This is a genomic window from Vulgatibacter incomptus (assembly GCF_001263175.1).
GTDB lineage: Bacteria > Myxococcota > Myxococcia > Myxococcales > Vulgatibacteraceae > Vulgatibacter > Vulgatibacter incomptus.
The window spans coordinates 2,719,455-2,745,260 of sequence record NZ_CP012332.1; the positions used below are offsets into that span (position 1 = coordinate 2,719,455).

The following is a 25,806-nucleotide window of genomic DNA, read 5'->3' on the forward strand; positions in this document are numbered from 1 at the left end:
TCCGCGCCCGGTGCCATCCCGGTGCGCGTGCCTATCGTCTCGCCCGGGACCGCCTCGAGGTCCTCGAAAGGACGAGAGTCGCCATGAAGAAGATCGTGTTCCTGATGCTGGCGATGGCAGCCGCTGGCGCCATCGCGGCGGCCTGTGCAACCACCATGCCGCCGATGCAGCAGGCGGGCGCCGGCGCTGCGGGATCGAGCGGCAGCGGCGGAGGCGGTGGTGGTTCAAGTGGCGGAGGCGGGGGCGCCGGCGGATACCGGTAGCGCTGCAGACGAGCGGAACCCTTTCATCGTGACGTTGAAGGTTTCCCGTGTGCGCCCGTCAGACGGCGCAGCGTGCCGGAGCTTCCCGCTCCGGCTCGTCACGGGAGGTCACGAATGAAGATGGGATGGAAGCAGCTCCTGGTTTCCGCAATGCTTGCCACGGGCCTGACGGCCTACGGGTGTGGGGACAGCGAGGACGGAGGCGGAGACTGCTCTGCGTTTTGCAACCACGCCGTCAACGACTGCGATGGGGGCTCGATGGCGGAATGCAAGTCGGTCTGCAAGCTCATGAACCCTGCGATCGTCTCATGCTTGTCGAAGGTTGCCTGCGATGACGACGAAGGCATCGCGAATTGCCGGGAGGCGGCAACGGTACCTTCATCGTGCACGCCGATGTGCGAACACCTCGCCGAGTGCGGCTCCGAGGATTCGATGGAAGAGTGCCGCCACGACTGCAAGCTGTTGTCCGACCGCGTGATCTCGTGCCTGTCCAGGCTCTCGTGCGACAACGACGGCTCGCCCTGCTTCTTCAGCCCGTAACGCTCGCAGCCGAGAGCAGAGCACGCGGAGGGGGGCGCCATGGCCCCCCTCTTCGTTCTCGGCCCACCCCGAACCGATCAGGGCCCTTCGAGCGAGCAGGCCGGGCCGGCCGCTCCGGCGTCGCAGCCGTTCTCCACGCCGCGGATCGAGATCTCGACGCCCTTCGCATCGCTGAGGCGCGCGCAGATCGAAGGCGAGAAGACGATCCGCTTCTCGTCGAGTCCGCCGCCGGGCTTGTCGGCGAAGAACCAGGTGGCGTCTCCCGCCGTCTGGTTGCACGAGGTCTCCACGACCTCGCCGTTGATCTTGAGGGCGATCTTCACCAGCCGGCCGTCGCAGACCGGACCGTCGAGGTCGTACTCGCACGGGGCGGAGATCTGCGAGATGATCTTCTCGAGGCTCTCCTGGAGCTGGGTCTCGTCGCCCGCCGAGTAGAACTTGTTGGCGCCACCCTCCTGGGGCACGCCGCCCCTCACGGCGAGCTCGTCGAGGACTTCGGTCGCGAGCACGGACTGGCCGCCGAAGACGTCGCCGAGCCCGATCACGAAGGTGTCGAAGCCGGCAGCGTGCAGGCGATCGATCTCGTCGTAGGAGTTGGAGTCGTCCAGGCACTGCTCGGCAGCGAACGTCCCCGTCGATCCGTACGGGACGGTCCCGCCAGGCGCGAAGCAGCCCGTCTCCGAAGCACAGACACAGGGCGTCGTGTGCTGCGTGTTGCAGTTCATCAGGCCGTCGGTGACCAGCACCACGTACCGCTTCCGATCGTTGGGCTCGCCGGTCTGCGGGTCCACGTCCGAGGCCTTCTCGGCAACGAGCCTGTCGTAGGCCATGCGGAGCGCCTGGGTGGTCGGCGTGCCGCCCGCGGGCTTGTTGAGGCTGGGAGCCTCCATGTAGGCAGCGCCCACCGCCTGGTAGCCATTGGAGGCCGGCTCGGCCAGCACGATCGGATCCCCGCAGGACGAGGCCCCGACGCCGTAGGCGATCAGCCCGAATCGGACCTCGTCCCGGGTGCGACCGACCACCTTGGTCATCACCTGCTGGGCGACCTCCATCCGCGTGCGGCGGTTCTTGTCGGTCGAGCCATCGTCCAGCTCGCAGCCGCCCGAGGTGGCGACCGAACCCGGAGGCGTGTTGAGCGGATCGAAGCAGGCCTTCATGGAGCCGGAGCGATCCTGCACGATGAGGAGCGTCGGCGCCTTGGTCTGCTCGAATTTTCCGTAGGTCTCCACCGCGATCACCGTCTGCGGATCGACCCCTTCCATGTTGTAGGCCTGGCAGGCGGCGATCCCGAAACCCGAAATCATGACCGCCGACATTCCCAGCCGGAGCGCGCGCATCCAATCCTCCAAAATTTGGATCTTGGCGGCCATAATAGGGGCAGAACCGATGGATCCGCAACGAATCGGCGATCGATCTGGGGTGGGATGATGCCCACACGGGGGCGCGCGCTCGCCGGGAGCGCCGCCGCGGAGCGGGCCCCTCAGGCGGACGCACCTCGGTCCAGATACGCCGCGACATAGCGCTTGGCGTCCCGTGCCGCGTCGAAGAGGCCCTCGCCGAGGGCCAGCCGCGCTGCGAGAAACGACGCGAGGCGGCAACCCGTGCCCCGCTTCGAACCCGGCCTTCGCGTTCCTCGGAGGGGCTCGGCGCCCCGGGCGGAGACGAGCCAGTCTACCGGCTCGCCGTCGAGGTGCCCGCCCTTGGCCAGAACCGCTGCCGCCCCCCCGTCGACGAGGCGCCGGGCGCAGCCCAGGAGCGCTGCCTCGTCGCGGGGCTCCGGCAGGCCCGCGAAGGCGCCGGCCTCCATCGCGTTGGGCGTGACGATCGGCCCTCGTTCGAGGAGCGGCCGGTAGGCGTCCGTGCCGCCCTCCACGAGCTCGGCTCCGGACGACGAGAAGAGCACCGGGTCGACGACCCACGCCGCGCCGGCGAGGAGCGGGTGCTCCTTGAGTCGAGCCACCGCGGGGGCGGCGCTGCCGAGCATCCCGAGCTTCACCGCGCGGATCGGCCCCTCCTCCTCGGCGAGGGCGAGGGCCTGGGCCGTCACGACCTCGGCAGGGATCCCGTGCCAGCCACGAACCCGCGCCGTGGTCTGGATGGTGATGGCGGTGGCGCAGAGCAGCGGCCTCGCGCCAGCCGCGAGGATCGCCTCGCCGTCAGCGACGAGCCCTGCCCCTCCGGAGGGGTCGAGGCCCGCGAGGACCAGCACCCGCGGCCGTCCCTCCTCGCCGCGCCGGGAGTCGGCATCGTCTGCGGGTCGGCGCGCGCCGTGGGCCGTCACCGGGCCTCCCGCGCCGCGTCCACGAGCTGGCGATAGATCGCCGCGTTCCACGGATGGGTCTCGACCATCAGCTCCGGATGCCACTGCACGCCCACCACGAAGGGCAGGCTGGGATCCTCGATCGCCTCCACCACGCCGTCGGGGGCGCGAGCGGTCACCACGAGCCCGCGGCCCTCGCGCTTCACGCCCTGGTGGTGGGTCGTGTTCACCGCCGGCGCCGTTTGCGAGAGCGCTGCGGCCCTCGCGATCCAGCCCTCCCCCTCGATGGAGAGGCCGTGGGCGGCTTCCTCGCGTGGGGTGGTCTGCTCGTGGGGGAGCGAGCCCGGCACGTCGGCCGGGAGGTCCTGGTGAAGGGTACCGCCCCGCACCACGTTCAGGAGCTGCATGCCCCCGCAGACGCCGAGAACGGGGAGCCGCCGCTCCAGCGCGCCTTCCAACAAGTCCCACTCGAAGCGGGTACGAGCGCCCTTCTGGGGTCCGCACCCGTCGCGCCGCTCCTCGCCATAGGCCTCCGGGTGGATGTCGAAGGCGCCGCCGGTCACGACGAGGGCCTTTGCCGCGTCCAGGAGCTCCGCCACGGGCGAGCCGAAGGTCGGCACGATCGGGAGCCCGCCCGCCGCCACGATCGCGTCGGCGTAGCTGCGCTTCAGGAGATAGCGGGGGGGTAGGGATTCTTCGTAATCGGGGGTCACCAGGACCAGCGGACGCATGGCGGCATCTTGCACGGAGGCGGCCCCCTGCGCCACCCGCGCCGCCCGACCGGCGGCCCGCTATGCAGGTTGCCGATCCCTCCGGCCCGCGCCCGCCTCGAACGCCTCCCGGAGCGCCCTGCCCCGCGCCTCGATCGACTCGGCGCGGAGGAGATCGGAGACCACGGCGGCGGCTGAAGCGCCGCAATCCGCCACCTGACCGATGTTCGAGAGGCCGATCCCGGCGATCGCCACTACCGGCACCGGCGAGGAGGCGCAGATCGCCCGCAAGCCCTCGAGCCCGCGGGGCGGCGCGTCGACGACCTTGGTCGAGGTTACGAAGACCGGCCCGAAACCGACGTGGTCCGCGCCCGCCGCCGCGGCGGCGATGGCGCCCCCCAGATCCCGGACCGTCGCGCCGATCGAGAGCGCCGGGCCCACGAGCTTCCTCGCCTCGGCGATGGGCAGGTCGTCGGCACCCAGGTGGACGCCGTCGGCGCCGGCGAGCCAGGCGATGTCGGGTCGGTCGTTGATCACCAGCGCGGCACCGGCTCCGCGCACCAGCGGCAGCGCCGCCCGCGCCGCCTCGAGAAGCTCCCTCGCCCCGGCGCCCTTCCAGCGGATCTGCACCACCGAAGCGCCGCTCCTGGCGAGGCGCGCGCAGAGCTCGGGGAGCGGGACGTCCGGGCGGACGGACGGGTCGGCGATCGCGTAGAGGCCGTGGATTCGCATGGGCCGGGACCGTAGCCGCGGACGTCCGGTTCCCGCAAGGATTCCCGGCCCTTGGACCCCCATCTCGTTGACAAGGGGCACCCCCTGCCGTATCTGTCCCTTCCTTTGCGGAAAGGATCTGCAACCGTGTCCGAGAAGATCGACCTCCAGAACCTCGACCGCCGGCTCGCCGAGCGGCTGATCCGCGCCGGCAAGCTCTCCCAGTCCGAATGGGACAAGCACCTGCAGACGCTCCCCGACTCCGCCGACCAGGGCGCGGCGATCGAGGCGGAGCTCGAGACCGGGATCATCGAACGCGATTGACCGCGCAGCCGAAGGCGGAGCAAACGAAAAGAAGAGCGTTTCCGCGCACGCGAAGCCGAAGGCGGAGCAACGCAAAAGCGCGACCGCGGGAACCGCGGCTGAAGTAGTCGGACCCGCTTTTGCGGGGCAGACTACTTCATACGCTCGAGGGGGAAGACGTGGCCGAGCGCGAGGAAGACAAGCCTTTCGTAGTCCACGACCGCCGCCGCTTCACCGAGACCGGCGAGACGAGACCCGACGCCGATCGCGAGACCGCTCCGCCTCCGGGTGCGGCGCGTACCGCCCATGAGGCGATCCTCGGCGGGCCAAAGGGGCCCAACCCCGAGGACGAGCCCGTGGCCGCAGGTGAGCCGCGCGAGGCGGCGCCCATCGATTTCACCACCTTCGTCTTCTCGCTGGGATCCTCCGCCCTCATGCACCTGGGCGAGGCGCCCCACCCCGAGACCGGCGAGCCCATGAAGAACCTGGAGCTGGCGAAGGAGACCATCGATCTCCTCGCGATGCTCCAGGCGAAGACCAAGGGCAACCTCACGCCGGAGGAGGGTCGCTTCCTCGGCGCCCTCCTCTACGACCTTCGGCTGCGCTACGTCGACGCGGCCAAGAAGTAGTCGCTCCCTTCACCACGCAGAGCGAGTGAAGAAAATCGGTCCCGCCTGAAGCGGGCCCGACTTCTTCATCCGTGCTTTTCCGTGGCTCGTCCTACGGCTCCGCGAAGACGATGCTCGCCCTTTCCGGTGCGAGCGCCGCCTTCGTCATTCCCTGCCCGCGGTCCGCGGCAGGAGCGGCACGACGCCGCCCTGGGCCGGCGACGGCATGCCGGAGGGCTCCGCCAGCTCGCCCTGCGTCGGCAGGGGCCTGGGAGGAGGCGGATTCGGGCGAACGCGGCGCCAGATCGCCCACTGATCCTTCTGCGAGTCCCTGGCGAGCGGGATCCGCTCGCGCCGGCGGCGAGTCGCGGAGAGCTCGAAGCTGCGGCGCATCTCTGCGGGGATCGACCCGCAGTCGTTCTCGATCGCCACGAAGGAGGCGCGTTCGACGAGCTCCCGCAGTTCGTCGCCGCGTGCCTCGACCCTCGGCGCCGGCCAGCCCGGATCCCCGGGACCGAAGGCCGGAACCCGTAGATCCTCGAGGCGGTACAAGCCCGTCCGGTACTTTTGGCCGCAGCCCAGGACCACCACGTCTTCCGGCGCCGGCTCCTCCGGCCTCTCCCTCGGCATCTTCGCCACGGTGAACGACCCCGCGCGGGTTCCAGAGGTGAACCGCTGCGCGAAGTTCCAGAACGCGATGTCGCCGGCGAGCGTGTCCCAGCCCCGGCTCGTGCCCGCCCGCCAGACGAGGTGCGTGACTCCCAGCTCCTCGAGCTTGTCCCAGATCGCGCCGGGGTCGAGGAGCTGCCCGTAGCTGATCCCTCCCTGCCAGCCCTGGAAATCGGAGACGGAGGGGGCGCCGATCCCCGTGTGGAGGTGGATGTCGTGCAAGAGCGCCTTGGCTCCCTTGGGGAGGCGCTTCCGGAGCTCGGAGATGTCACCGAAGGTGCGAACCCGCTGCTCGGGCTTCTTCGTGTAACCCGACGCGAGGAGATCGGCGCTCGCCTCGATGGGCTTCTTCGCCATGTTGTGCGTGGGGAAGAAGAAGACGTCGCCGCCCCAAACGAGCTGGAGCGCGATCGCCGTCAAGAGCGCGGCGCGGGCCGCCCTCCCCTGCCGCCACAGCAGCACCATCACGGAAGCAGTCGCCGCCGCCATGAGCGGCATCAGCGTCTGCAGGTGGCGGTCCTGGTGGTGGATCCAGAACCACGTGAGGATCCCGAGGTGGATGCTGGCGAAGAGCGCCACCAGCCATCGCGAAGCCCGCACGAAGGGGAGGCAGAGGAGCGTCAGGGTGAGCAGCGATCCGAAGACCGGGACGCGGCCGTGGAACTCCCCCCAGTCGTGGGGAAGGAACGAGAAGGTGAAGAGGACCTTCAGCGACTCGAGGACGCCGGCCCAGTTCTTGGACGGCTGCCACACCTGCCCGAGGTTGCCGTAGCGGAACACGTCGCCGGCGCCGTCGAACCACGGCCGCATCGCGAAGTACTCGCTCCCCGCGGGGTAGATGGGGCTCCCGTACCAGATCCAGTTCTTCAGCCAATGGGGCGCGGTGAAGACGAGGCCCGCCACCACACAGGCGAGGGGCCCGGCGATCCACGCCCACTTCGGCGACCGGCCGCGAGCGGCGCGCACGGCGAGGACCAGGGCGCGGAACGCGATCGCGAGGACCGGGAAGACGAGGATCGCGAAGGCGGAGGAGTACTTGCTGAGGATCGCGCCGGCGATCATCGCCGCCAGGAGCACGGAGCTCCGGACGTCGAGGCGCTTCCAGGCGCGCAGGGTCGCGAGGAAGACGGGGATCGAGAAGATCGCCGCGATGTGATCGGTGCCGACGCTGAGGTTGGAGTCGTAGAGGAGCATCCCCGGGAAGAGGAAGCGGACCACCCAGACCAGCCGCGGATCGGCGCCGGGGACGAGCCTTCGGACCAGGGCCCCGATCCCGATCAGGGTCGTGACGAAGAGCACGAACTCCATGTGGGCCGCGAGGGAGAGCTGACCGAAGAGGCCGCCCAGCGGCTCGATCAGGAAGGCCCACGCGTAGAGGAAGCTCGGCAGGTGAGGCGCGGTGCCCGGGAACCAGCCTTCGAGGAAGGGCCCCACGAAGCCCTGGGTGGCGTACTGCTCGGCGATGGCGAGGTGCTTCCACCTCGAGTCGAAGGAGATGTTCGCCGGCGAGAGGATGAGGAAGTACGCCATCCCCAGCACGACGAGGCCGATCGCCCACGCGAGATAGCCCCAGGCCGGGAACGGAGCGCTGCGACGACGCCAGGCGCGGCGGTGCCGGAGCCAGCGCTTGCCGTGGCGAGCGAGCGGTCGCGCGCCGACCGCGATCATCGCCAGAGGCAGGAGCGCGAAGGTGACGGGACCGAGCGCGCCCACGAGGCCGAGGAAGAAGATGGCCAGGAAGAACGCGAAGACCCCGAGGGGAATCGCGAAGGTGAGGCGTTCCGCGGTGCGCAGCGGACGGCCGGTGATCCAACGCGTGAGCACGAAGCCCGTGGAGAGGCAGGCCAGCGCGAAGACGAGCGAGAGGGACCAGGCCTGGGCGAAGATCCAGAAGAGCCAGTCCTTCACCCGGTAGTGGTCATCCACGAAGAAGCCGAACCCGACCGTCGCCGCGGCGATCGTGACGGGGGCGCCGATGCGGCGGGCGCGATCGACCCAGGCCCAACGGCTCTTCCGACCGTCGGGGACGGGTTTCGTCGCCGCAGCGAGATCGGACGCGACCTCGTCCTCCGCGGTACCGGCCGTCTCCAGCGTCGGCGTCTCGGAGGCTTCGCTCTCGATGAGGCCGGCGTGCTCCGTCACCTCTCGCGTTGCGCTCGCTTCGTCGTCGAGCCGGCTGGCGTTCGTGCCGACGTCGGCTTCCGCTGCCGGGTCGACGCGGTCCGTGCCTTCGTTTCGATCCGCCATTGATCCTCTCGAGAAAGTCCTTCCATCGCGCACGATCCGAGTCTGCTCAACCCGATTTCGACGGGGCCAGACGATGGACCGGCGCAGCCCAATGGCGATCGAGCACCACCCGCGCGCGACCGCGTGACCGAAGGTGCGGCGGAGGCGACGCGCCGCCGACCTTGCCACCGCGTGGAACATGCCGTATTCTCGACTCTTTTGGAAGGGTAGAACGAAGATGTCCGTCGCACGGGTCGCCACGCCTTCCCCTGCTGCCGAGGAGGGCGACCGCGGCCGCGAGGGCCCCTATGTCTCGGTGGTCGTCCCGGTCTTCAACGAAGAAGAGAACCTCTCCCGCCTCGTGGACGAGCTCGGGGCGGGCCTCGACGCCTGCGGGCGCCCCTGGGAGGTCCTCCTCGTCGACGACGGCAGCACGGACGGCAGCTTCGCCGAGCTGAAGAGGCTGCAAGCCCGCGACGCCCGTCTCCGCGTGATCCGCTTCCGGCGCAACTTCGGCCAGACCGCCGCCTTCGCCGCAGGCTTCGCCCACGCCAAGGGCACCTGGGTGATCACCATCGACGCCGATCTGCAGAACGATCCGGCCGACATCCCGTCGCTCCTCGCCAAGGCGGAGGAGGGCTGGGACATCGTGAGCGGCTGGCGCGCCAACCGGCAGGACGCCCTCGTGAGCCGGAAGATCCCCTCGCGCGTGGCGAACAAGCTGATCGCCGCGGTGACGGGTGTTCGCCTCAACGACTACGGGTGCTCGCTGAAGGTCTACCACCGCGACGTGGTGAAGAGCATCCGGCTCTACGGCGAGCTGCATCGCTTCGTCCCCGCCGTCGCCAACATGGTCGGCGCCCGCGTCGTCGAGATGCCGGTGAACCACCGCGCCCGCGTGGCCGGCGTCTCCAAGTACACCGGGCTCACCAAGACGGTGAAGCGGGCGATGAAGGTCTTCCTCGACCTCCTCACCGTGCGCTTCCTCCTGAGCTACTCCACGAGGCCGATCCACATCTTCGGCGGGATCGGGCTCCTGAGCTCGGCGGTCGGAGGCGCGATCGGCCTCTACCTGTCCTTCGTCAAGCTGGCGCTCGGCCGCCCGATCGGTGAGCGCCCGCTCCTGCTGCTCGCCGTGCTGCTGATGATCGTGGGCGTCCACTTCGTCACCATCGGGCTCCTGGGCGAGCTGCTGGTGCGCACCTACCACGAGTCGCAGAACAAGGAGATCTACGCGATCCGCGAGATCCTCGAGGAGCAGGCATAGATGGGCTTCATCGATCTCCTCAAGAGCATCCCCATCGACCTCGGCCAGGGCTCCGTCGCGGACCACACAGAGGGCAAGCAGATCGCGATGCGCCTGGTGCCGCCGGGCGAGGGCCGGACCGCCCTCGACGTGGGGTGCCGCGCCGGCGTGCAGACCCGCTGGCTCCAGGGCCGCGGCTACACCGTCACCTCCATCGACGTGGAGAAGAAGTTCGACGAGGCGCGGGTCGTCGACGCGAACGATCCGCTCCCGTTCCCCGACGAGAGCTTCGATCTGGTGTGGTGCTCCGAGGTCCTCGAGCACCTCCGCGATCCCGCCCGGGCGCTCGCGGAGCTGCAGCGGGTCGTGAAGCCCGGCGGCGAGCTCGTCCTCACCACGCCCAACAGCTACGCCCTGCTCTTCCGCTTCATCGCGCTCTTCGGCCTCACGCCGCAGAGGATCCAGCGCAAGGATCACCTCCACTTCTTCGCGGAGGGCGACATCCGGCGCCTCTGTCCGGACGCGGACGTCTTCGGCTACTTCCCCTACATCTGGATCAAGCGGACCATCCGAGGCGCCGTGGGTCACCTCTCGCCGACCTTCGTGATCCGGATCCGCAAGGGACAGGACGACGCCGGGCGACGGGCAGCATGATCCGGGGCTCGGAGCAGGCCCGTGCCCTGGAGGCGGGAGCGTGAGCCCCAAGGCCCTGCGAGGCCTCGTCGCCTTCGCCGTCTCCGGCGCCCTCGTCGCCTTCCTCCTCTCGCGGCTCGACCTCGCGTCCGCCTTCGAGCGCTTCCGCTCGGCGGATCCCGCCTGGCTCGTCGCCGCTGCGGCGCTCTCCCTCGTCGTGCTCTTCCTCCGTGGGATCCGCTTCTCCTCCCTCTCGGATCGGGCGCGTCTGCCGCTCACCACGGCGGCGGTGGCGGTGCAGGTCTTCCTCAACCGCGTGACGCCGTTCCGGCTGGGCGAGCTCTCCCTCCCCTGGCTCCTCGGCCGCCACGCAGGCGAAGACGGCGCCCGCGCCCTCGTCCGGCTGCTGCTCGTGCGCCTCGTCGATCTGTTGGTGGTGGCCGGCGCCGTCGTCGTGGCCGCCGCCAGCCGCGCAGGGAGCGGGGGGCCCGCCCTGCTCCCGACCGCCGCGCTCCTCGGCCTCCTCCTCGCCGTGCTCTTCACCTTCCGGCGCTGGCTCTCGCCGCTGCTGAACCTGATACGCAGGGCCGTTGCCCTCGCCGGCCTCGGCAAGGTCGGGGCCATCGATCGGGTCCTCTCCCGCCTCGCCGGCGCAGCCTCGGACGGCGATGCGCTCCGGCCGAGACAGAGAGTGACCGTCGCTCTCACCAGCCTCGGCGTCTTCGTCGTCCAGATGGCGATGTTCGCCGCGATCCTGCGCGCGTTCGGGATCGGGCTCCCGGTGGAGGCCCTGGCCCTGGGCGGCGCGGTGGCGCAGGCGGGCGCCGCCGTCCCCGTCGCCAGCGTGGGGACCTTCGGCACCCAGGAAGCGAGCTGGGTGGCAGGCTACGTCTGGGCCGGCCTCCCGATGGAGGACGCGATCGTCACAGCCATCGCCTCCCAGCTCCTCACCCTGCTCTTCGCTGCGCTCTTCGCCCTGCCGGCCTGGCTCTGGCTCGAGCGCCGCCCGCCCGTCGCGGCAGCCGAGGCCAAGTAGCGGTTTCGGGGCGGCCGCACGGCCGGCAGCAGGGGCCTCTCGGGCCGCGACGGCACCTCGCTTGCCAAGGTCGCGGCCCGTCTTAGCTTGCTGCCATGAAGCTCGAAAAGTACACGCTGAAGGCCCAGGAGGCGCTGCAGAGCGCCCAGGGGATCGCTCGCCGCCGCGACCACCAGCAGGTGGACGTGGAGCACCTCCTCCTCGCGCTCCTCGATCAGACCGAAGGGATCGTTCCGCCGGTGCTGAGGAAGATCGGCGCGAACCTCGAGCTCCTGCGCTCCCGCCTGGAGGAAGCGCTCTCGAAGATCCCGAAAGTGCACGGCGGCGAGGCCTACCTCGCCCAGCGCCTCGCCAAGGCCCTCGATCGCGCCGAGGATCTCGCCGCCAAGCTCGGCGACGACTACGTCTCCACCGAGCACATGCTCGCCTCGATTGCCGAGGAGAAGGCCGGCGCGGGCGACGCGCTCTCCAGCGTGGGCGTGACGAAGGACCGCGTGATCCAGGTGCTCCAGGAGCTGCGCCGCGGCGCCCGGGTCACCAGCGACAACCCGGAGACGTCGTTCCAGGCCCTCGAGAAGTACGGCAAGGATCTCACCGAGCTCGCCCGCAAGGGGAAGCTCGACCCGGTGATCGGCCGCGACGAGGAGATCCGCCGCACCATCCAGGTGCTCTCCCGGCGCACCAAGAACAACCCGGTGCTCATCGGCGATCCCGGCGTGGGCAAGACCGCCATCGTCGAGGGCCTCGCCAGGCGCATCGTCGACGGCGACGTGCCCGAGGGGATCAAGCGCAAGAAGCTCGTCGCCCTCGACATGGGCGCGCTCATCGCCGGCGCCAAGTTCCGCGGCGAGTTCGAGGAGCGGTTGAAGGCGGTGCTCGAGGAGGTCGCCCGCGCCGAGGGCGAGGTGATCCTCTTCATCGACGAGCTCCACACGCTGGTGGGCGCCGGCAAGGCCGAGGGCGCCATGGACGCGGGCAACATGCTCAAGCCCGCCCTCGCCCGCGGCGAGCTGCGCTGCATCGGCGCCACCACGGTGGACGAGTACCGCAAGCACATCGAGAAAGACGCCGCCCTCGAGAGGCGCTTCCAGCCGGTGATGGTCGACGAGCCCTCGGTGGAGGACACGATCTCGATCCTCCGCGGTCTCAAGGAGCGCTACGAGACCCACCACGGCGTGCGGATCACCGACTCCGCGCTGGTCGCGGCGGCGACGCTCTCCAACCGCTACATCACCGACCGCTTCCTCCCGGACAAGGCGATCGATCTCATCGACGAGGCCGCGTCCCGGCTGCGGATCGCCATGGATTCGATGCCGGCCGAGCTCGACTCCGTGCGCCGCCAGATCCTCCAGCTCGAGATCGAACGCGAGGCCCTGCGCAAGGAGAAGGATCCCATCTCTCGCGACCGCCTGGAGAAGATCGAGAAGGAGCTCGGATCGCTGAACGAGGAGTTCACCGGCCTCAAGAGCCATTGGGAGAGCGAGAAGCAGGAGCTGCAGAAGATCCGCGACGCGAAGGAGAAGCTCGAGAAGGCGCGAGCCGACGAGGAGGACGCCATGCGCAAGGGCGACCTCAACCGCGCCGCCGAGCTGCGCTTCGGCACCATCCCCTCCCTCGAGAAGGAGGTCGAGGCGGCGTCCAAGCAGCTCTCCTCCCTGCAGAAGGAGCGGACGATGCTCACGGAGGAGGTCGATCCCGAGGACATCGCCTGGATTGTTAGCAAGTGGACCGGCATCCCGGTCACGCGGATGCTCGAGAGCGAGCTCGCCAAGCTCGTGAAGATGGAGGATCGGATCTCGAAGCGGGTGGTGGACCAGAAGGAAGCCATCCACGCGGTGGCCAACGCCGTTCGCCGCTCCCGCTCGGGGCTCCAGGATCCGAACCGTCCCATCGGCTCGTTCCTCTTCTTAGGGCCCACCGGCGTGGGCAAGACCGAGCTCGCCCGCGCGCTCGCCGAGTTCCTCTTCGACGACGAGACGGCGATGGTCCGCCTCGACATGTCCGAGTACATGGAGAAGCACACCGTCGCCCGCCTCTTCGGTGCGCCCCCCGGATACGTGGGGTACGAAGAGGGCGGGCAGCTCACCGAGGCGGTGCGCCGCAAGCCCTACTCGGTGGTGCTCTTCGACGAGGTGGAGAAGGCCCACCCGGACGTCTTCAACGCGCTCCTGCAGGTCCTCGACGACGGCCGCCTCACCGACGGGCAGGGCCGCACGATCGACTTCCGCAACGCCGTGATCATCATGACCTCCAACATCGGCTCGCCGGTGATCCAGGAGGGCCTGTCCGGCGAGGAGGGCGAGGCGAAGATCCCGGCGGGCGTGCGCGACGCCGTGATGGCGGAGCTCCGGGCGACCTTTCGTCCCGAGTTCCTGAACCGCCTGGACGAGACCGTGATCTTCCACCCGCTCACCCGGGCGCAGCTCCGGCAGATCGTCGACATCCAGCTCCAGCGGTTCTCGAAGCTCCTCGAGGGCAAGAACCTCTCCATCGAGGTCAGCGGCCCGGCGAAGGATCTGATCGCCCGGTCCGGCTACGACCCCGCCTACGGCGCCCGCCCGCTGAAGCGCGCGATGCAGAGGCTGCTCCTCGACGACCTCGCGATGCGCCTCCTGCAGGGCGAGTTCCACCCGGGCGACACCATCGAGGTCGACGCCAAGGGCGACGAGCTGGTCTTCCACGCCAAGGGCCAGCCCCGGCCCACGCAGCCGACCGCGCACGCGTAGAGAAGAATCTCTCAAAGACCCGCCTTGGCTTTCGGCGGGTCTTTGCGTGATCATGGCGCTCGACACATGAGCCCCACTCCTCCCCGCAAGAAGACGACTGCCAGGCCCCCGAAGGCCAAGGAAGCCGAACCCGCTCTCGACGCCGAGACCGAGATCCACGGCCCCGATCTCGCCCCCACGGTCGGCGCGAACCTGCGCCGGCTGCGCATGAGGCGCGGCCTCTCGCTCGAGAAGCTCTCCCAGGCCTGCGGGGTCAGCCGCGCCATGCTCGGGCAGATCGAGCTCGGCAGGAGCGCGCCCACGATCAACGTCCTCTGGAAGATCGCCCGGGCCCTCGACGTCACCTTCTCCGCGCTGATCACCGCCCGCGTCGCGTCCGGCACCACCGTGCTCCGCGCGACTGAGGCGAGGCGGCTCACCAGCGCCGACGGCAGCTTCACCTCCCGGGCGCTCTTCCCCTTCGACGAGCCGCGCCGGGTGGAGTTCTACGAGCTCGAGCTCGCGCCCGGAGGCGTCGAGCGCGCGGATCCCCACCCGGCGGGCACGGGCGAAAACCTCGTGGTGGTCGAGGGCGAGGTGGCGATCGAGCTCAACGGCGAGGAGACGCGCCTCAAGACGGGCGACGCGATCCTCTTCGAGGCCGACTCGCCCCACGTCTACCGGAACCCGGGCCAGACGAAGGCCCGGATGTACCTCGTGATGACCTACGCCGACTCGGTAGGCTGAAGGCTATCCTGGCCGGAGGCGATCGGCCAACCAGCGCGCCATGCGATCGATCTCCCGGACGTCCAGGACGCCGCCCTCGACGATGAGGCTGCGATCGGGCACGTCGAGGTTGCTGGGCGGCGCGTAGACCGCGAGGGCGACGACGCGCTTGTCGTGGGCCGCGACCTCGGCTGCGGGAGCCGAGGAAACGCCCCCGGTCACCACGCCCAGGCGGAAGGGATCGAGCTCAGGCCTGGACGAGAGCACGTCGAGGGCGAGCTCGAGCACCGCCTCCTCGGCAGCGCCCCCGCCGAGATCGAGGCGAACGCTCGCGATGCCCGCCTCCGCCAGCCGCGCCGAGAGCGAGTCCCCCGCGCTGGTGCCGGGCTCGGTTCCGCGACCCGCGAGGACGACGCCGGGCCAGGGGCCGATCCCGGCGGGGAGCCGAAGCACGGCCTTGTGGGCCACGGCGCGGCCGTCCACCAGCCGGAGCGAGCGATCCCCCGAAGGCGTCCCGCCCTGGCCCTGCGGCAGCGAGAGGCCGCCGCGAGCGAGGAGGTAGGAGACCTCCTCCGCCGTCACCTCCGGTAGATGGGCGTAACACGAGTGGATCTGTTCATCCCGATCCACCCGAATGGGCGCGACGATCTCGACGCCCATCGCACCCAGCTCGTCCAGCGAGTCGGAGACGCCGCAGGGGACCGCGACGAGGATCCGCTCGGCGCCGCGCCGCCGGAGGAACTCGATCCCGGCGCGGGTGGTGAGGCCGGTGAAGACCGCGTCGTCGACGATCACCGCCACGTGGCTCCGCACCACCTCGGCCGGATCGGGCGCGCCGAAGACCTCGCGCCAGCGGGCCAGCCGCATCGCCACGTCCTCGCCCATGCTCTCCATCTCGGCCGGGAGGAGGCCCGAGTCCTTGGCGAGGCCGGTGGTGACCATCGCACCGTCGGCGTCGATGGCGCCCACCACCACCTCCGGCTGCTCCGGCAGCCCGACCTTTCGCACGAGCAGCGGCACCATCGGCGCGTGGAGCGCCTCCGCCACCTGCGCCCCAACCTGCACGCCGCCCCGCGGCACCGCGAGCACCACCGCCGGCCCGTCGATCCGCGGCGCGAGCAGCTTCCCGAGACGCCTTCCGGCGTCGATCCTGTCGAGGTAGCGTTCCATGTGTTCGCACATCCTACCCCGACGAACACAAGAGCGCGGCGGCTAGAACCGATGCGTTTGTGAGCCGTCCACCACTACGACCGCGCCGGTCACCCACGACGCCCGGGGAGACGCGAGGAAGGCCACCACGTCGGCCACCTCCTCAGGCCTGCCGAGGCGGCCGAAGGGGATGGAGCGCTCCACCTCGGCGTAGAACGCTGGATCGTCGACACGGCGCTTGTCCCAGGAGCCGCCGGGGAAGACGATCGATCCCGGCGCCACGCAGTTCACCCGGATGTTCCGCGGCGCACACTCCAGCGCCGCGGACTTGGCGAAGCCGTGGAGCGCCGCCTTCGCCGAGACGTAGGACGGCCGGCCGAAGGCCTCGAGCCCGGAGATCGACGAGACGACCACGAAGGAGCCGCCACCTTCCATCCGGGGCGCACAGCCGCGGAGGAGCCGCACCGCCGACAGGAAGTTCAGCTCCCACTGCGACCGCCACGCCTCGTCGGGCGTGTCGAGCACGCCGCCCGGCGTAGAGCCACCGGCGTTCGCCACCGCCACGTCCACGCCGCCCAGCGCGTCCGCGAGCTTCGCCAGCGCTGCGTCGTGGGCGGCGGCGTCGGTGACGTCCGCCGCGGCGATCTCTACACGAGCGCCCGACGCCCGGATCTCCTCGGCCGCCCTGGCGAGACCCGCCTCGCCCCGTGCCATCAGGCCGAGCGAGCAGCCCTCCGCCGCGAGCGCCTTGGCGATCGCGAGGCCGATCCCCCTCGAGCCGCCCGTCACGATCGCGCGCTTTCCCTGGAGCTTCAGATCCATGTTCGATCCCTTCCCTTCGCGGGCGCGAAGCCCTCCGCTACCGCGGCTCGTAGAAGACCTCTTCCATCACGAGGCCCTTGGCCGGAGCCGTCCGCCCGGCGAGGCGCCTGTCGCCGCTCGCGAGGAGCGCCGGCATCGTCCCGGCCTCCCGCTTGCCCAGGCCCACCTCCACCAGCGTCCCCACCAGGTTGCGCACCATGTGCTTGAGGAAGGCGGTGGCCTCCGCGGTGATCACGATCTCGCCGGCGGCGCCTGCGCGCACGTCCAGCCGGCGCAGGATCCGCACCGTGGTCTTCGCCGGGCAATCCGCTGCTCGGAAGGCGGAGAAGTCGTGCTCGCCCAGGAGGCGATCCGCCGCCGCCTGCATCGCCTCCACGTCCAGCGGGCGAAAGAGCTCCCAGTGGGTTCGCCTGCGAAGCGGCGAGCGGCCCGGCCGGTTCGAGATCCGGTAGACGTAGCGCTTCCCCGACGCGCTGCGCCTCGCGTCGAAGCCCTCGGCCACCTCCTCCGCCGACACCACCGCGACGTCGTCCGGCAGGATCGCGTTCAGCCCCTTCTCGAACGCCTGCAACGGCAGCTCCCGCGCGGTTCGGAAGGTCGCCACCTGCCCAAGCGCGTGGACCCCTGCGTCCGTACGGCCCGCCCCCGTGACCCGCACCGACTCCCCGCCGAGCAGGCGGGCGAGCGCCCCCTCGAGCACCTCCTGAACCGTGCGCCCGTTCGGCTGGACCTGCCAGCCGACGAAGTCGGTTCCGTCGTATTCGAGGGTGAGCTTGAGGGTGCGCATGGCGATGCCGGAGGACGAAAGGGAGGAAAACGAGGCGATCCGCGAGCTTTCGCGTGCGGGGCTCACCTCGCCGAAGAAAAGGGGCGCGGCGGCCTGTTGTACCCCGAAGGAAGGCATGCGCAGAGTACCTAGCTTTGCCGAACCCGATTCGACGATGGAGCAGCCGTTGACCGACCTGACCCTGGAGGGCCTCCGAGCGCTGGCCCGCGAGCGCTTCGGCATCAAGCGCTTCCGCCCGGGACAGGCCGAGGTGATCCAGGCCAGCCTCGAGGGCCGCGACGTCCTCGCGATCCTCCCCACCGGCGGCGGAAAGAGCCTCACCTACCAGCTCCCCGCGCTGGCGTTGGAGGGGACCACCGTCGTGGTCTCGCCGCTGATCTCCCTCATGCAGGACCAGGTGGAGAAGCTCCGCGCCGTCGGCGCCGACGTGGCGATGGTGAACTCCACCCTCTCCGGCCGCGAGCTGAAGGCGGTCGTCGAGACGATCGGACAGGGCGCCCACCAGCTCGCCTACGTGACCCCCGAGCGCCTCGCCGACCCCTCATTCCGCCGGGTGCTCGCCCGGGCGCGGCCCCAGCTCTTCGTGGTCGACGAGGCCCACTGCGTCTCCCAGTGGGGCCACGACTTCCGCCCGGCCTACCTGGGCCTCGCCTCGGCCATCGACGAGCTCGGCCATCCGCCCGTCCTCGCCCTCACCGCCACGGCCACCGACAAGGTGATCGGCGACATCGTCCGCCAGCTCGGGATGCGCAGGCCCCAGGTCATCCTGGGCAGCTTCGACCGGGAGAACCTCTTCTTCGAGGTGGTCTCCACCACCACCGAGCCGGGCAGGCGGCGCCGACTCGTCGAGCTCGTGAAGCGCTCGCGCGGCTCCGGCATCGTCTACTGCGCCACCATCCAGCACGTGGAGGAGATCGCGCAGCTCCTCGCGGAGAGCGGCGTCGAGGTCGGCCGCTACCACGGACAGATGCGCGCCCGCGATCGCGAGGCGGTCCAGCGCGCGTTCATGGGCAGCGGATCGCCACGGGTGATCGTCGCCACCAACGCCTTCGGCCTTGGCGTGGACAAGCCCGACATCCGCTTCGTGATCCACGCCCAGATGCCGGGCTCGCTCGAAGCCTATTTCCAGGAGGCGGGCCGCGCCGGCCGCGACGGGAGGCCCTCGCGGTGCACCCTTCTCTACCAGGCGGGGGATCGCCGGGTGCAGGCCTACTTCCTCGGCGGCCGCTATCCCCGCCCCGAGGACGTGATCCGCGTCAGCCGGGCGCTGGAGCGCCACGGCCGGTCCGAGCCCGTCGCCATCGAGGCCCTGGCGAACGCCGCCGAGGTCCCCGTGCGCACGGCACGGGTGGTTACATCGCTTCTCACCGAGATCGGGCTCGCCACCGAGGAGGAGGGCGCGACCGTGCGCGCCACCGGCCTGCACGCCTCCGACGAGGATCTCGCCTCCGCCGCGCTCCGCTACGAGGAGAAGCGCCGGGAGGATCGCGCCAGGCTCGACGCGACGGTTCGCTACGCCACCTCGACCCTCTGCCGCACCCGGATCCTCCTCGCCTACTTCGGCGAGGACGGGCCCTCCACCTGCAACCACTGCGACAACTGCGTGCGCCGGGTTCGGCGGGCCGAAGAGGACGCCCGCAAGGAGGAGGAGCGCAGGCTCTCCGAGGAGGCCGAGGCCCGCGCGGCGGCCGCCCGAGCCGCGGCGGAGGCTGCGGCTGCGGAGGGGAGACGCCCGCTGCGGCCGATGCGGGCCTTCCGCCCAGCGAAGAAGAAGGCCAGGGAGACCGGACGATCGCCGGTGCTCGCCCCGGGCTCCCGGGTCCGCCACCCCGCCTTCGGCGAGGGCGAGGTCCTCGACGTCCAGGACGATCGGGTCACCGCCTTCTTCCCCGGCCGCGGCGAGCGGACCGTGAAGCGGGCCTTTCTCGAGCAGACTTAAAGTACGCCGCCGACCTTCCTTGACCGGCTCCGGGGGCCTCCTTAGGATGCGCCGGCCCTCGCCCGGCGGCGGATTTCGCCGTCCCCGCCGAGCGTTCAAGAAGAGATATGAACCACAAGCTCCACGATCTCGAGCGCCGCTTCGAGCGCCTCACCCTCGAGCTCTCGAACCCCGAGGTCCTCTCGGCCGCCGAGAAGTTCCAGAAGGTCGCCCGCGAGCGCGCCTCGCTGGAGCCGATCGTCAACGTCTTCCGCGAGTTCAACAAGGTCGGCAAGGAGATCGAGGACAACGAGCTCCTCCTCGACGAGAAGGACGAGGAGCTGCGCGCCCTCGCCAAGGAAGAGCTGCCGGGCCTGCGGGAGCGCCACGCCGTCCTCGAGCACGAGCTGAAGATCCTCCTCCTCCCGAAGGATCCCGCCGACGAAAAGAACGTGATCCTCGAGATCCGCCAGGGCGTCGGCGGCGACGAGGCCGGCCTCTTCGCCGCGGACCTGCTCCGCATGTACCTGCGCTACGCCGAGCGCCAGGGCTGGAAGTACGAGATCCTCTCGCGCTCCGAATCCGGCGCCGGCGGCATCAAGGAGGTCCAGGTCCAGATCCAGCGCGAGGGCGCGTACTCGTGGCTCAAGTTCGAGGGCGGCGTCCACCGCGTGCAGCGCGTGCCCGCCACCGAGGCCCAGGGGCGGATCCACACCTCCACCGCCACCGTGGCCGTGCTCCCCGAGGCCGACGAGGTCGACGTCAAGCTCGACGAGAAGGACTACCGCAAGGACGTGATGCGAGCGGGCGGCCCCGGCGGACAGAGCGTGAACACCACCGACTCCGCGGTGCGCCTCACCCACCTCGCCACCGGCATCATCGTCGTCTGCCAGGACGAGAAGTCGCAGATCAAGAACTACGCGAAGGCGCTCCGGATCCTCCGCGCCAAGCTCTACGAGATCGAGGTCGAGAAGCAGCGCGCCGAACGCGATGCCTCGCGCTCCGGCATGGTCGGCTCCGGCGATCGCTCGGAGAAGATCCGCACCTACAACTTCCCGCAGGATCGCCTGACCGACCACCGCATCGGCCTCACCCGCCATAACCTCGACGCGGTGATGGACGGCGACATCCACGACCTCCTCGTGGCCTGCCGCAACCACTTCATGGCGTCGCAGCTCGAAGCAGAGGCTGCCCGCTCCGAAGCCCGCATCTAGGTGACCCAAGGCATGTCCGAGGCCTGGACGGTGCGCCGCGCGATCCTCTGGACCGCCGGCTATCTGGAGCGGACCGGCGCCGACTCGCCGCGCACCGACGCCGACGTCCTCCTCGCCGACGCCCTCGGCGTCGACCGGGTCCGCCTCCTCTTCGACTTCGACAAGCCCCTCTCGCCCGAGGAGCTCGCCGCCTACCGCGTGCGGATCGAGCGTCGCGCGGCCGGGGAGCCCACCGCCTACATCCTGGGCCGCAAGGAGTTCCACGGCCGCGACTTCCTCGTCGATTCCCGGGTGCTCATCCCGAGGCCCGAGACGGAGGAGCTCGTCGCGATCGGCCTCCGGAGCCTGGCGCCCGGAGCGCGGGTCCTCGATCTCTGCGCCGGATCCGGTTGCGTGGGCCTCACCATCGCCGCCGAGCGCGAAGACGTGAAGGTGGACCTGGTGGAGCTCGACCCGGGGGCCGCCGAGGTCGCCCGCGCGAACGCCGAGAAGCTCGGCGTGGCGGACCGCTGCCGGATCCTCGTGGGCGATCTCTTCGCGCCGGTGCTTGGCGAGCCCCCCTACCAGGCCATCGTCTCGAATCCTCCCTACGTGCCGAGCGCCGAGATCCCCGGCCTATCGCGCGAAGTGAGGCGAGAGCCCAAGCTCGCCCTCGACGGCGGCCCGGACGGCCTCGACCTGGTGCGGCGGATCGCAATCGACGCTCCCGAACGGATCGTCCCCGGCGGCCTCCTCGCCCTCGAGCTGACGATCGAGCAGCCCAGGGTGGCGGTCGACCTCTTCGTCGCCGCGGGTTTCGCCGAGGCGCATGTGGAACAAGATTTCACCCGACGTGACCGATTCCTGGTCGCGACGCGATAGGGATCCCGGCCTCCCGACGGCGGCCTGCGGATCGCATTTCGACCGGGTAGCGGTAGGTTCGAGCGCCCGAAGGAGATTCACTTGGATTCGATCGTCATCAAGGGCGGCAAGCGCCTCGAAGGGACGGTGAAGGTCTCCGGCGCCAAGAACGCCGCCCTCCCCCTCCTCGCCTCCAGCCTCCTCGCCGAGGGAGCCTCGACCTTCCGGAACGTCCCGGAGCTGGCCGACATCGCCACCATGGGCAAGCTGCTGAGCTCCATGGGCTGCGGCTTCGAGAGGGGCACCGGTCGCAAGAGCACGTCGATCACCGTCACCGTGCCGCCCGCCGCGGACCTCGAGCCCATCGCGCCCTACGAGCTCGTGAAGACCATGCGCGCGAGCGTGCTCGTCCTCGGGCCCCTCGTCGCCCGCTACGGCAAGGCGCGCGTCTCCCTCCCCGGCGGGTGCGCAATCGGCGCGAGGCCAATCGATCAGCACCTCATGGGCCTCGAGAAGCTCGGCGCGACCATCAGCCTCGAGCACGGCTACGTCCAGGCCAAGGCCAGGTCGCGGAGGCTCACCGGCGCCCGGATCAACTTCGACGTCGCCACCGTCACCGGCACCGAGAACCTGATCATGGCCGCCGCCCTGGCGAAGGGCACCACCGTCCTCGAGAACGCCGCCCGCGAGCCCGAGGTCGAGGACCTGGCCCGGTCGCTGAACGCCATGGGCGCGCAGATCGAGGGCGCCGGCACCGACCGGATCGAGATCCAGGGCGTGGACTCCCTCCAGCCCGCCGACCACGACGTCATCCCCGATCGGATCGAGGCCGGCACCTTCCTCGTCGCGGCCGCCATCACCGGCGGTGACGTCTTCGTCGAGGGCTGCGTGCCCGACCACCTCGAGGTGGTGATCGAGAAGCTGCGCGAGGCCGGGGCCCTCATCGAGGCCCGGGACGGCGGCGTGAGGGTCCGGGGCCCGAAGCGCCTCAAGGCCGTCGACGTGAAGACCCAGCCCTTCCCCGGCTTCCCCACCGACATGCAGGCCCAGCTCATGGTCGCGATGGCCGTGGCCGAGGGCTCGTCCGTGGTCACCGAGAACGTCTTCGAGAACCGCTACATGCACGTGCAGGAGCTCTCGCGGATGGGCGCGAACATCGCCGTCGACGGCAAGACCGCCATCGTCAAGGGCAGCGCGCGGCTCTCCGGCGCCCCCGTGATGGCCACCGACCTGCGCGCGTCGGCCTCCCTCGTCCTCGCGGGCCTCTGCGCCGAAGGGACCACCACCGTACAGCGCGTCTACCACCTCGACCGCGGCTACCAGCGGATCGAGAAGAAGCTCCGGGCTCTCGGGGCCGAGATCCGTCGGGTGAAGGCTTAGAGGGCCGTTGCGGGGGAACAAGCCGCTTTGATAGGCTGTTCTCCCCGGTTCAACCCCCACACCCAACCACCCGAACCGAAAGGGAGACCCACTTCCATGGACTGCCCCCGCTGCACCGACGAGATGAACCTGCTCGAGGGAGAGGACATCTCGCTGCAGCGCTGCGCCGAATGCAGCGGAATCTTCATCGATCCAGGCGACCTCAACCGGCTCCTCCTCCGCAACGGACTGCTCGTCCTCGACCGGATGGGCGGGCGCGCGAACATCGAGGAGATCGCAGTCGCCTGCCCCGAATGCTCCGTCGACCTCACCGTAATCGAGGGCAACGACAAGAGCGGCCTTCGCTACGAGACTTGCGAGAGCTGCGGCGGCATCTGGCTCGACCTCCCCGAAGCAGACGCCGACGACCTCGACTCGATCGAGGCCGCCATCGTCGAACACTTCCGCGAGTTCAAGGGCTAACTCCCGGACCCCGGCCGGCGGTCCGTCCGTTCGCGCTCGCCTCGGTGGGCGCGAACGGGTCCGGATCGACCGGACCGCTCTTCCGCCCCCTCGCGCGCCTCGTTCGGGTCTCGACCCAGACGATGGAGCTCGCTTTCTCCGGGGGTCTTCGCCCCCCCCTCGAGAACGCAGGCAGGCGGTCGCTTGAACCCCCAAGCAACCTCCGATAGGATCCCGGCCCCCGCGCTGGCTCCGGCCGTTCGTTGCGCGTGTCCCAAAGGAGACCTGCGCCGATGGCCGCTTCTCGCCTCCCACTCCTGCTGCTCGCTTCGCTCCTCGCCTCCCACGCGTCGGCAGCGCCGTCCAAGCCCCTTGTGGACTACCCCATCTCGCGTCCCCGCGTGATCCCGGTCGAGGAGGTCCGGCGCTCGCTGGAGAAGCTCCCGCCCGTCTACTCGCCCGTGCAGACCGAGGCGGATCCGGACGTGGAGATCTTCGGCGAGATCGTCGCCGTGCAGTCCGCCGTGTGCACCGGCGCCGCCTGCCCGCTCGCCTATTCCGGCGACTACCAGGGCGTGTCGTTCTACGAGCTCAACAACCAGGGCTCGAACCTGCTGCGCAAGCTCGGGAACGCGATCGGGAAGGACTTCGAGATCCCGATCTTCTTCAACGACTTCTACACCTCGGACTTCGGCGGCGCGTACTACCAGCCCATCGCGAACGAGATCCGCGGCACCGGCATGCAGCTGCACGACTTCCGGTCGGCCCTGATCGGCTCGGGCTCCAAGCTGCAGGGCCTGGTCTCCATGAACCTCTGGTGGAGCTGCGCGTACGGCTACTGGTTCCAGGACGGCTGCAGGGACAAGCCGCCCTTCGCGACGACCTTCCGCTCGATCCACGGCATCCTCGGCCAGGAGGTCGGCCACCGCTGGGGCGCCTTCCTCTCCTTCCGTGATCCCGTCACCCAGAAAGCCAACAAGGCGATGCTGGGCCGGGACGCCGCCCACTGGAGCTACTGGCTGGACAGCGGCGGCTCGCCGATGGAGGGCAACCGCTGGATCGATCAGAAGAACGGCAAGTTCCGGCTCGAGCACGTGCCCTTCACCCGCTACTCCGACTTCGACCTCTACGCGATGGGTATCATGGAGGCCGACGAGGTCCAGCCGAGCTTCCTGATCCACGCCGCGGGCTGCCCGGGCTCCAACTACTGCGACGCGGCCGCGGCGCCCGAGAGCAGCGTGAAGCTCGTCGACGGCGCGCGGGTCGACGTCACCATCGGCGACGTCCTCAATCTATACGGCAATCGCTCGCCCTCGTTCGCCAACGCGGCCAGGACCACGCGCACGCTCTTCGTCTTCAACCAGCTCAAGGACGGCGGCCTAGGCTCCGACAAGGACGCGGCCGTCATGAAGATCGACGCGCTCCGCCGCTACTGGAACGAGTACTTCTACGAGGCCACGTTCACGCGCATGCGCGCGATCACCACCGTGTCCGGCCGCGACGACTATCCCCGCTGGGAGTTCACCCTCGACGCCGAGGGCTGGACCGGACTGGGCGTGAGCAACGAGCCCGTCGTCGTCGCCGGCCTGCTCGCCCTCGAGGGCTCCCGGGCCGCCGAGGCGGGGGCGCTCTCCGCCGAGTCTCCGGTGGGCATCGAGCACGACAACGTGAAGATCGCGGCGGACGAGTACAAGAGCGCCTTCGTCACGCTCTCCGTCCCCGAGTCTGCCAAGGGCGCCACGCTCTACCTCCTCGTCGGCGGAATCGACGCGGACTTCGCCGAGACCTCGTTCGAGCTCAACCCCATCGCCGACGGCAAGCTCCACACCTACGTCTTCGCCCTGGAATCCAACGAGGCCTGGGCCGGCACCATCGGCAAGCTCCGCCTCGAGCTCGCAGGCGCGCCCGCGGGCACCACCCTCCTCGTCGACCGCCTCGTCTTCTCCGGCCAGACGCCGCCGGATCGCGACGGCGACGGGATCCCCGACGCCGACGACAACTGCCCCGACGTCTACAACCCGGACCAGAAGGACTCCACCGGCACCGGCATCGGCGATGCGTGCAACCCCAACCTCCCCACCGACGGCACCGGTGGCTCTGGCGGCTCCGATGGCGCTGGCGGCTCCGGTGGCTCCGCTGGCTCCGGCGGCGGCGACGCGGGCAGCACCAAGCACAAGAAGTCCGGTGGCTGCACCACCGCCGCGGGTGTGCCGTCCGCCATCGGCCTCGTCCTCGCCGGCCTCGCGCTGCACCGCCGGCGGCGGAGCTGATCCTCGCCAAGCGCGTGATTTTCACGCGATCTCGCGCTTGACTTGGATCCTCGCTCCCTCTATTCCTGCGTACGCGCTGCAGCTTGCGCGGGAATAGCTCAGTTGGTAGAGCATCAGCTTCCCAAGCTGAGGGTCGCGGGTTCGAATCCCGTTTCCCGCTCCAAATAAAGGCCCGGATTCGCTTTCAAGGCGATCCGGGCCTTTCTCTTTTCGCGGCGAGGAGTCCGAGTCGGCGAGCTTCAACAGGAGGCTCAGTGACAGGTGCCTAAACGTTGAGTTAGTCTCTGACCTCCGTAATGTTTGGGCAAAGCTGGCGACCTGGGGGATCAGCCGTGACCGACCGAATTGA

At 70.0% G+C, this 25,806-nt stretch carries 23 protein-coding genes and 1 tRNA gene; 16 read left to right on the top strand and 8 right to left on the bottom strand.

Going from position 1 to position 25,806, the window contains the following annotated elements; all coding sequences use genetic code 11:
* Positions 1 to 83: 83 nt before the first annotated feature.
* Together AKJ08_RS11355 and AKJ08_RS19825 are read left to right on the top strand one after the other, a co-directional pair.
* Complete coding sequence (locus AKJ08_RS11355) at positions 84 to 263, top strand: hypothetical protein (protein WP_050726172.1); 180 nt, start codon at positions 84 to 86, stop codon at positions 261 to 263.
* Between the two features lie 114 nt (positions 264 to 377).
* Positions 378 to 803: a hypothetical protein gene (locus AKJ08_RS19825; RefSeq protein WP_050726173.1), complete on the top strand. Its 426-nt coding sequence runs from the start codon at positions 378 to 380 to the stop codon at positions 801 to 803.
* Between the two features lie 77 nt (positions 804 to 880).
* On the opposite strand, the gene AKJ08_RS11365 is transcribed toward AKJ08_RS19825, so the two are convergent.
* The 4 genes from AKJ08_RS11365 to thiE all read right to left on the bottom strand — a co-directional run bounded on the left by AKJ08_RS11365 (position 881) and on the right by thiE (position 4,505).
* Positions 881 to 2,140, bottom strand: coding sequence for a vWA domain-containing protein (locus tag AKJ08_RS11365; RefSeq protein ID WP_050726174.1), 1,260 nt, complete (start codon positions 2,138 to 2,140; stop codon positions 881 to 883).
* A 143-nt stretch (positions 2,141 to 2,283) separates the two neighbouring features.
* Positions 2,284 to 3,012 carry a hydroxymethylpyrimidine/phosphomethylpyrimidine kinase gene (locus AKJ08_RS11370; protein WP_050727545.1) on the bottom strand — a complete coding sequence of 243 codons (729 nt, stop codon included), beginning with the start codon at positions 3,010 to 3,012 and terminating at the stop codon, positions 2,284 to 2,286.
* 68 nt (positions 3,013 to 3,080) lie between these two features.
* Complete coding sequence (locus AKJ08_RS11375) at positions 3,081 to 3,794, bottom strand: gamma-glutamyl-gamma-aminobutyrate hydrolase family protein (protein ID WP_050726175.1); 714 nt, start codon at positions 3,792 to 3,794, stop codon at positions 3,081 to 3,083.
* Between the two features lie 60 nt (positions 3,795 to 3,854).
* On the bottom strand, positions 3,855 to 4,505 hold the full coding sequence (thiE, locus tag AKJ08_RS11380) for a thiamine phosphate synthase (RefSeq protein ID WP_157370620.1): 651 nt from the start codon (positions 4,503 to 4,505) through the stop codon (positions 3,855 to 3,857).
* Between the two features lie 126 nt (positions 4,506 to 4,631).
* On the opposite strand from thiE, the gene AKJ08_RS19315 reads away from it, so the two are divergent.
* A complete protein-coding gene (locus AKJ08_RS19315) occupies positions 4,632 to 4,808 on the top strand; it encodes a hypothetical protein (protein WP_157370621.1) in 177 nt (58 codons plus the stop codon).
* A gap of 158 nt (positions 4,809 to 4,966) precedes the next feature.
* Positions 4,967 to 5,416 (top strand): DUF1844 domain-containing protein, encoded by a 450-nt coding sequence (locus AKJ08_RS20420; protein WP_240475298.1) that lies wholly within the window; start codon positions 4,967 to 4,969, stop codon positions 5,414 to 5,416.
* Between the two features lie 144 nt (positions 5,417 to 5,560).
* Here the strand turns inward: AKJ08_RS20420 and AKJ08_RS11390 are convergent, their stop codons facing one another.
* On the bottom strand, positions 5,561 to 8,311 hold the full coding sequence (locus AKJ08_RS11390) for a glycosyltransferase family protein (RefSeq protein ID WP_050726177.1): 2,751 nt from the start codon (positions 8,309 to 8,311) through the stop codon (positions 5,561 to 5,563).
* Between the two features lie 217 nt (positions 8,312 to 8,528).
* Here AKJ08_RS11390 and AKJ08_RS11395 point away from each other — a divergent pair, with 217 nt between their 5' ends.
* The 5 genes from AKJ08_RS11395 to AKJ08_RS11415 all read left to right on the top strand — a co-directional run bounded on the left by AKJ08_RS11395 (position 8,529) and on the right by AKJ08_RS11415 (position 14,657).
* Positions 8,529 to 9,557 carry a glycosyltransferase family 2 protein gene (locus AKJ08_RS11395; protein ID WP_082343082.1) on the top strand — a complete coding sequence of 343 codons (1,029 nt, stop codon included), beginning with the start codon at positions 8,529 to 8,531 and terminating at the stop codon, positions 9,555 to 9,557.
* A complete protein-coding gene (locus tag AKJ08_RS11400) occupies positions 9,558 to 10,190 on the top strand; it encodes a class I SAM-dependent methyltransferase (RefSeq protein WP_050726178.1) in 633 nt (210 codons plus the stop codon).
* Between the two features lie 40 nt (positions 10,191 to 10,230).
* On the top strand, positions 10,231 to 11,205 hold the full coding sequence (locus AKJ08_RS11405; RefSeq protein WP_050726179.1) for a lysylphosphatidylglycerol synthase domain-containing protein: 975 nt from the start codon (positions 10,231 to 10,233) through the stop codon (positions 11,203 to 11,205).
* Between the two features lie 95 nt (positions 11,206 to 11,300).
* Complete coding sequence (clpB, locus tag AKJ08_RS11410; RefSeq protein ID WP_050726180.1) at positions 11,301 to 13,931, top strand: ATP-dependent chaperone ClpB; 2,631 nt, start codon at positions 11,301 to 11,303, stop codon at positions 13,929 to 13,931.
* A 66-nt stretch (positions 13,932 to 13,997) separates the two neighbouring features.
* Positions 13,998 to 14,657, top strand: coding sequence for a helix-turn-helix domain-containing protein (locus AKJ08_RS11415; RefSeq protein ID WP_082343084.1), 660 nt, complete (start codon positions 13,998 to 14,000; stop codon positions 14,655 to 14,657).
* A 3-nt stretch (positions 14,658 to 14,660) separates the two neighbouring features.
* Here AKJ08_RS11415 and AKJ08_RS11420 read toward each other — a convergent pair whose 3' ends face one another.
* From AKJ08_RS11420 to truA, 3 genes are read right to left on the bottom strand one after another with little or no spacing between them, the layout of a single operon-like run.
* The gene (locus AKJ08_RS11420; protein WP_050726181.1) at positions 14,661 to 15,806 is read right to left on the bottom strand and encodes a phosphoribosyltransferase family protein; all 1,146 of its coding nucleotides are present in this window, start codon (positions 15,804 to 15,806) and stop codon (positions 14,661 to 14,663) included.
* A 42-nt stretch (positions 15,807 to 15,848) separates the two neighbouring features.
* Positions 15,849 to 16,607, bottom strand: coding sequence for an SDR family NAD(P)-dependent oxidoreductase (locus tag AKJ08_RS11425; RefSeq protein ID WP_050726182.1), 759 nt, complete (start codon positions 16,605 to 16,607; stop codon positions 15,849 to 15,851).
* Between the two features lie 37 nt (positions 16,608 to 16,644).
* On the bottom strand, positions 16,645 to 17,394 hold the full coding sequence (gene truA / locus AKJ08_RS11430; protein ID WP_050727549.1) for a tRNA pseudouridine(38-40) synthase TruA: 750 nt from the start codon (positions 17,392 to 17,394) through the stop codon (positions 16,645 to 16,647).
* A 166-nt stretch (positions 17,395 to 17,560) separates the two neighbouring features.
* Between truA and AKJ08_RS11435 the strand changes: the two genes are divergently transcribed.
* The 7 genes from AKJ08_RS11435 (at position 17,561) to AKJ08_RS11465 (ending at position 25,620) form a co-directional block, all read left to right on the top strand.
* A complete protein-coding gene (locus AKJ08_RS11435; RefSeq protein WP_050726183.1) occupies positions 17,561 to 19,333 on the top strand; it encodes a RecQ family ATP-dependent DNA helicase in 1,773 nt (590 codons plus the stop codon).
* Positions 19,334 to 19,440: 107 nt separating this feature from the next.
* Positions 19,441 to 20,526 (top strand): peptide chain release factor 1, encoded by a 1,086-nt coding sequence (gene prfA / locus AKJ08_RS11440; RefSeq protein ID WP_050726184.1) that lies wholly within the window; start codon positions 19,441 to 19,443, stop codon positions 20,524 to 20,526.
* Positions 20,527 to 20,538: 12 nt separating this feature from the next.
* The gene (gene prmC, locus AKJ08_RS11445) at positions 20,539 to 21,387 is read left to right on the top strand and encodes a peptide chain release factor N(5)-glutamine methyltransferase (protein ID WP_050726185.1); all 849 of its coding nucleotides are present in this window, start codon (positions 20,539 to 20,541) and stop codon (positions 21,385 to 21,387) included.
* An 81-nt stretch (positions 21,388 to 21,468) separates the two neighbouring features.
* A complete protein-coding gene (murA, locus tag AKJ08_RS11450) occupies positions 21,469 to 22,746 on the top strand; it encodes a UDP-N-acetylglucosamine 1-carboxyvinyltransferase (protein WP_050726186.1) in 1,278 nt (425 codons plus the stop codon).
* Positions 22,747 to 22,842: 96 nt separating this feature from the next.
* The gene (locus tag AKJ08_RS11455; protein ID WP_050726187.1) at positions 22,843 to 23,208 is read left to right on the top strand and encodes a TFIIB-type zinc ribbon-containing protein; all 366 of its coding nucleotides are present in this window, start codon (positions 22,843 to 22,845) and stop codon (positions 23,206 to 23,208) included.
* 272 nt (positions 23,209 to 23,480) lie between these two features.
* Positions 23,481 to 25,457, top strand: coding sequence for a thrombospondin type 3 repeat-containing protein (locus AKJ08_RS21045; RefSeq protein ID WP_050726188.1), 1,977 nt, complete (start codon positions 23,481 to 23,483; stop codon positions 25,455 to 25,457).
* An 87-nt stretch (positions 25,458 to 25,544) separates the two neighbouring features.
* Positions 25,545 to 25,620: transfer RNA gene (locus AKJ08_RS11465), tRNA-Gly, on the top strand.
* Positions 25,621 to 25,806 lie beyond the last annotated feature (186 nt).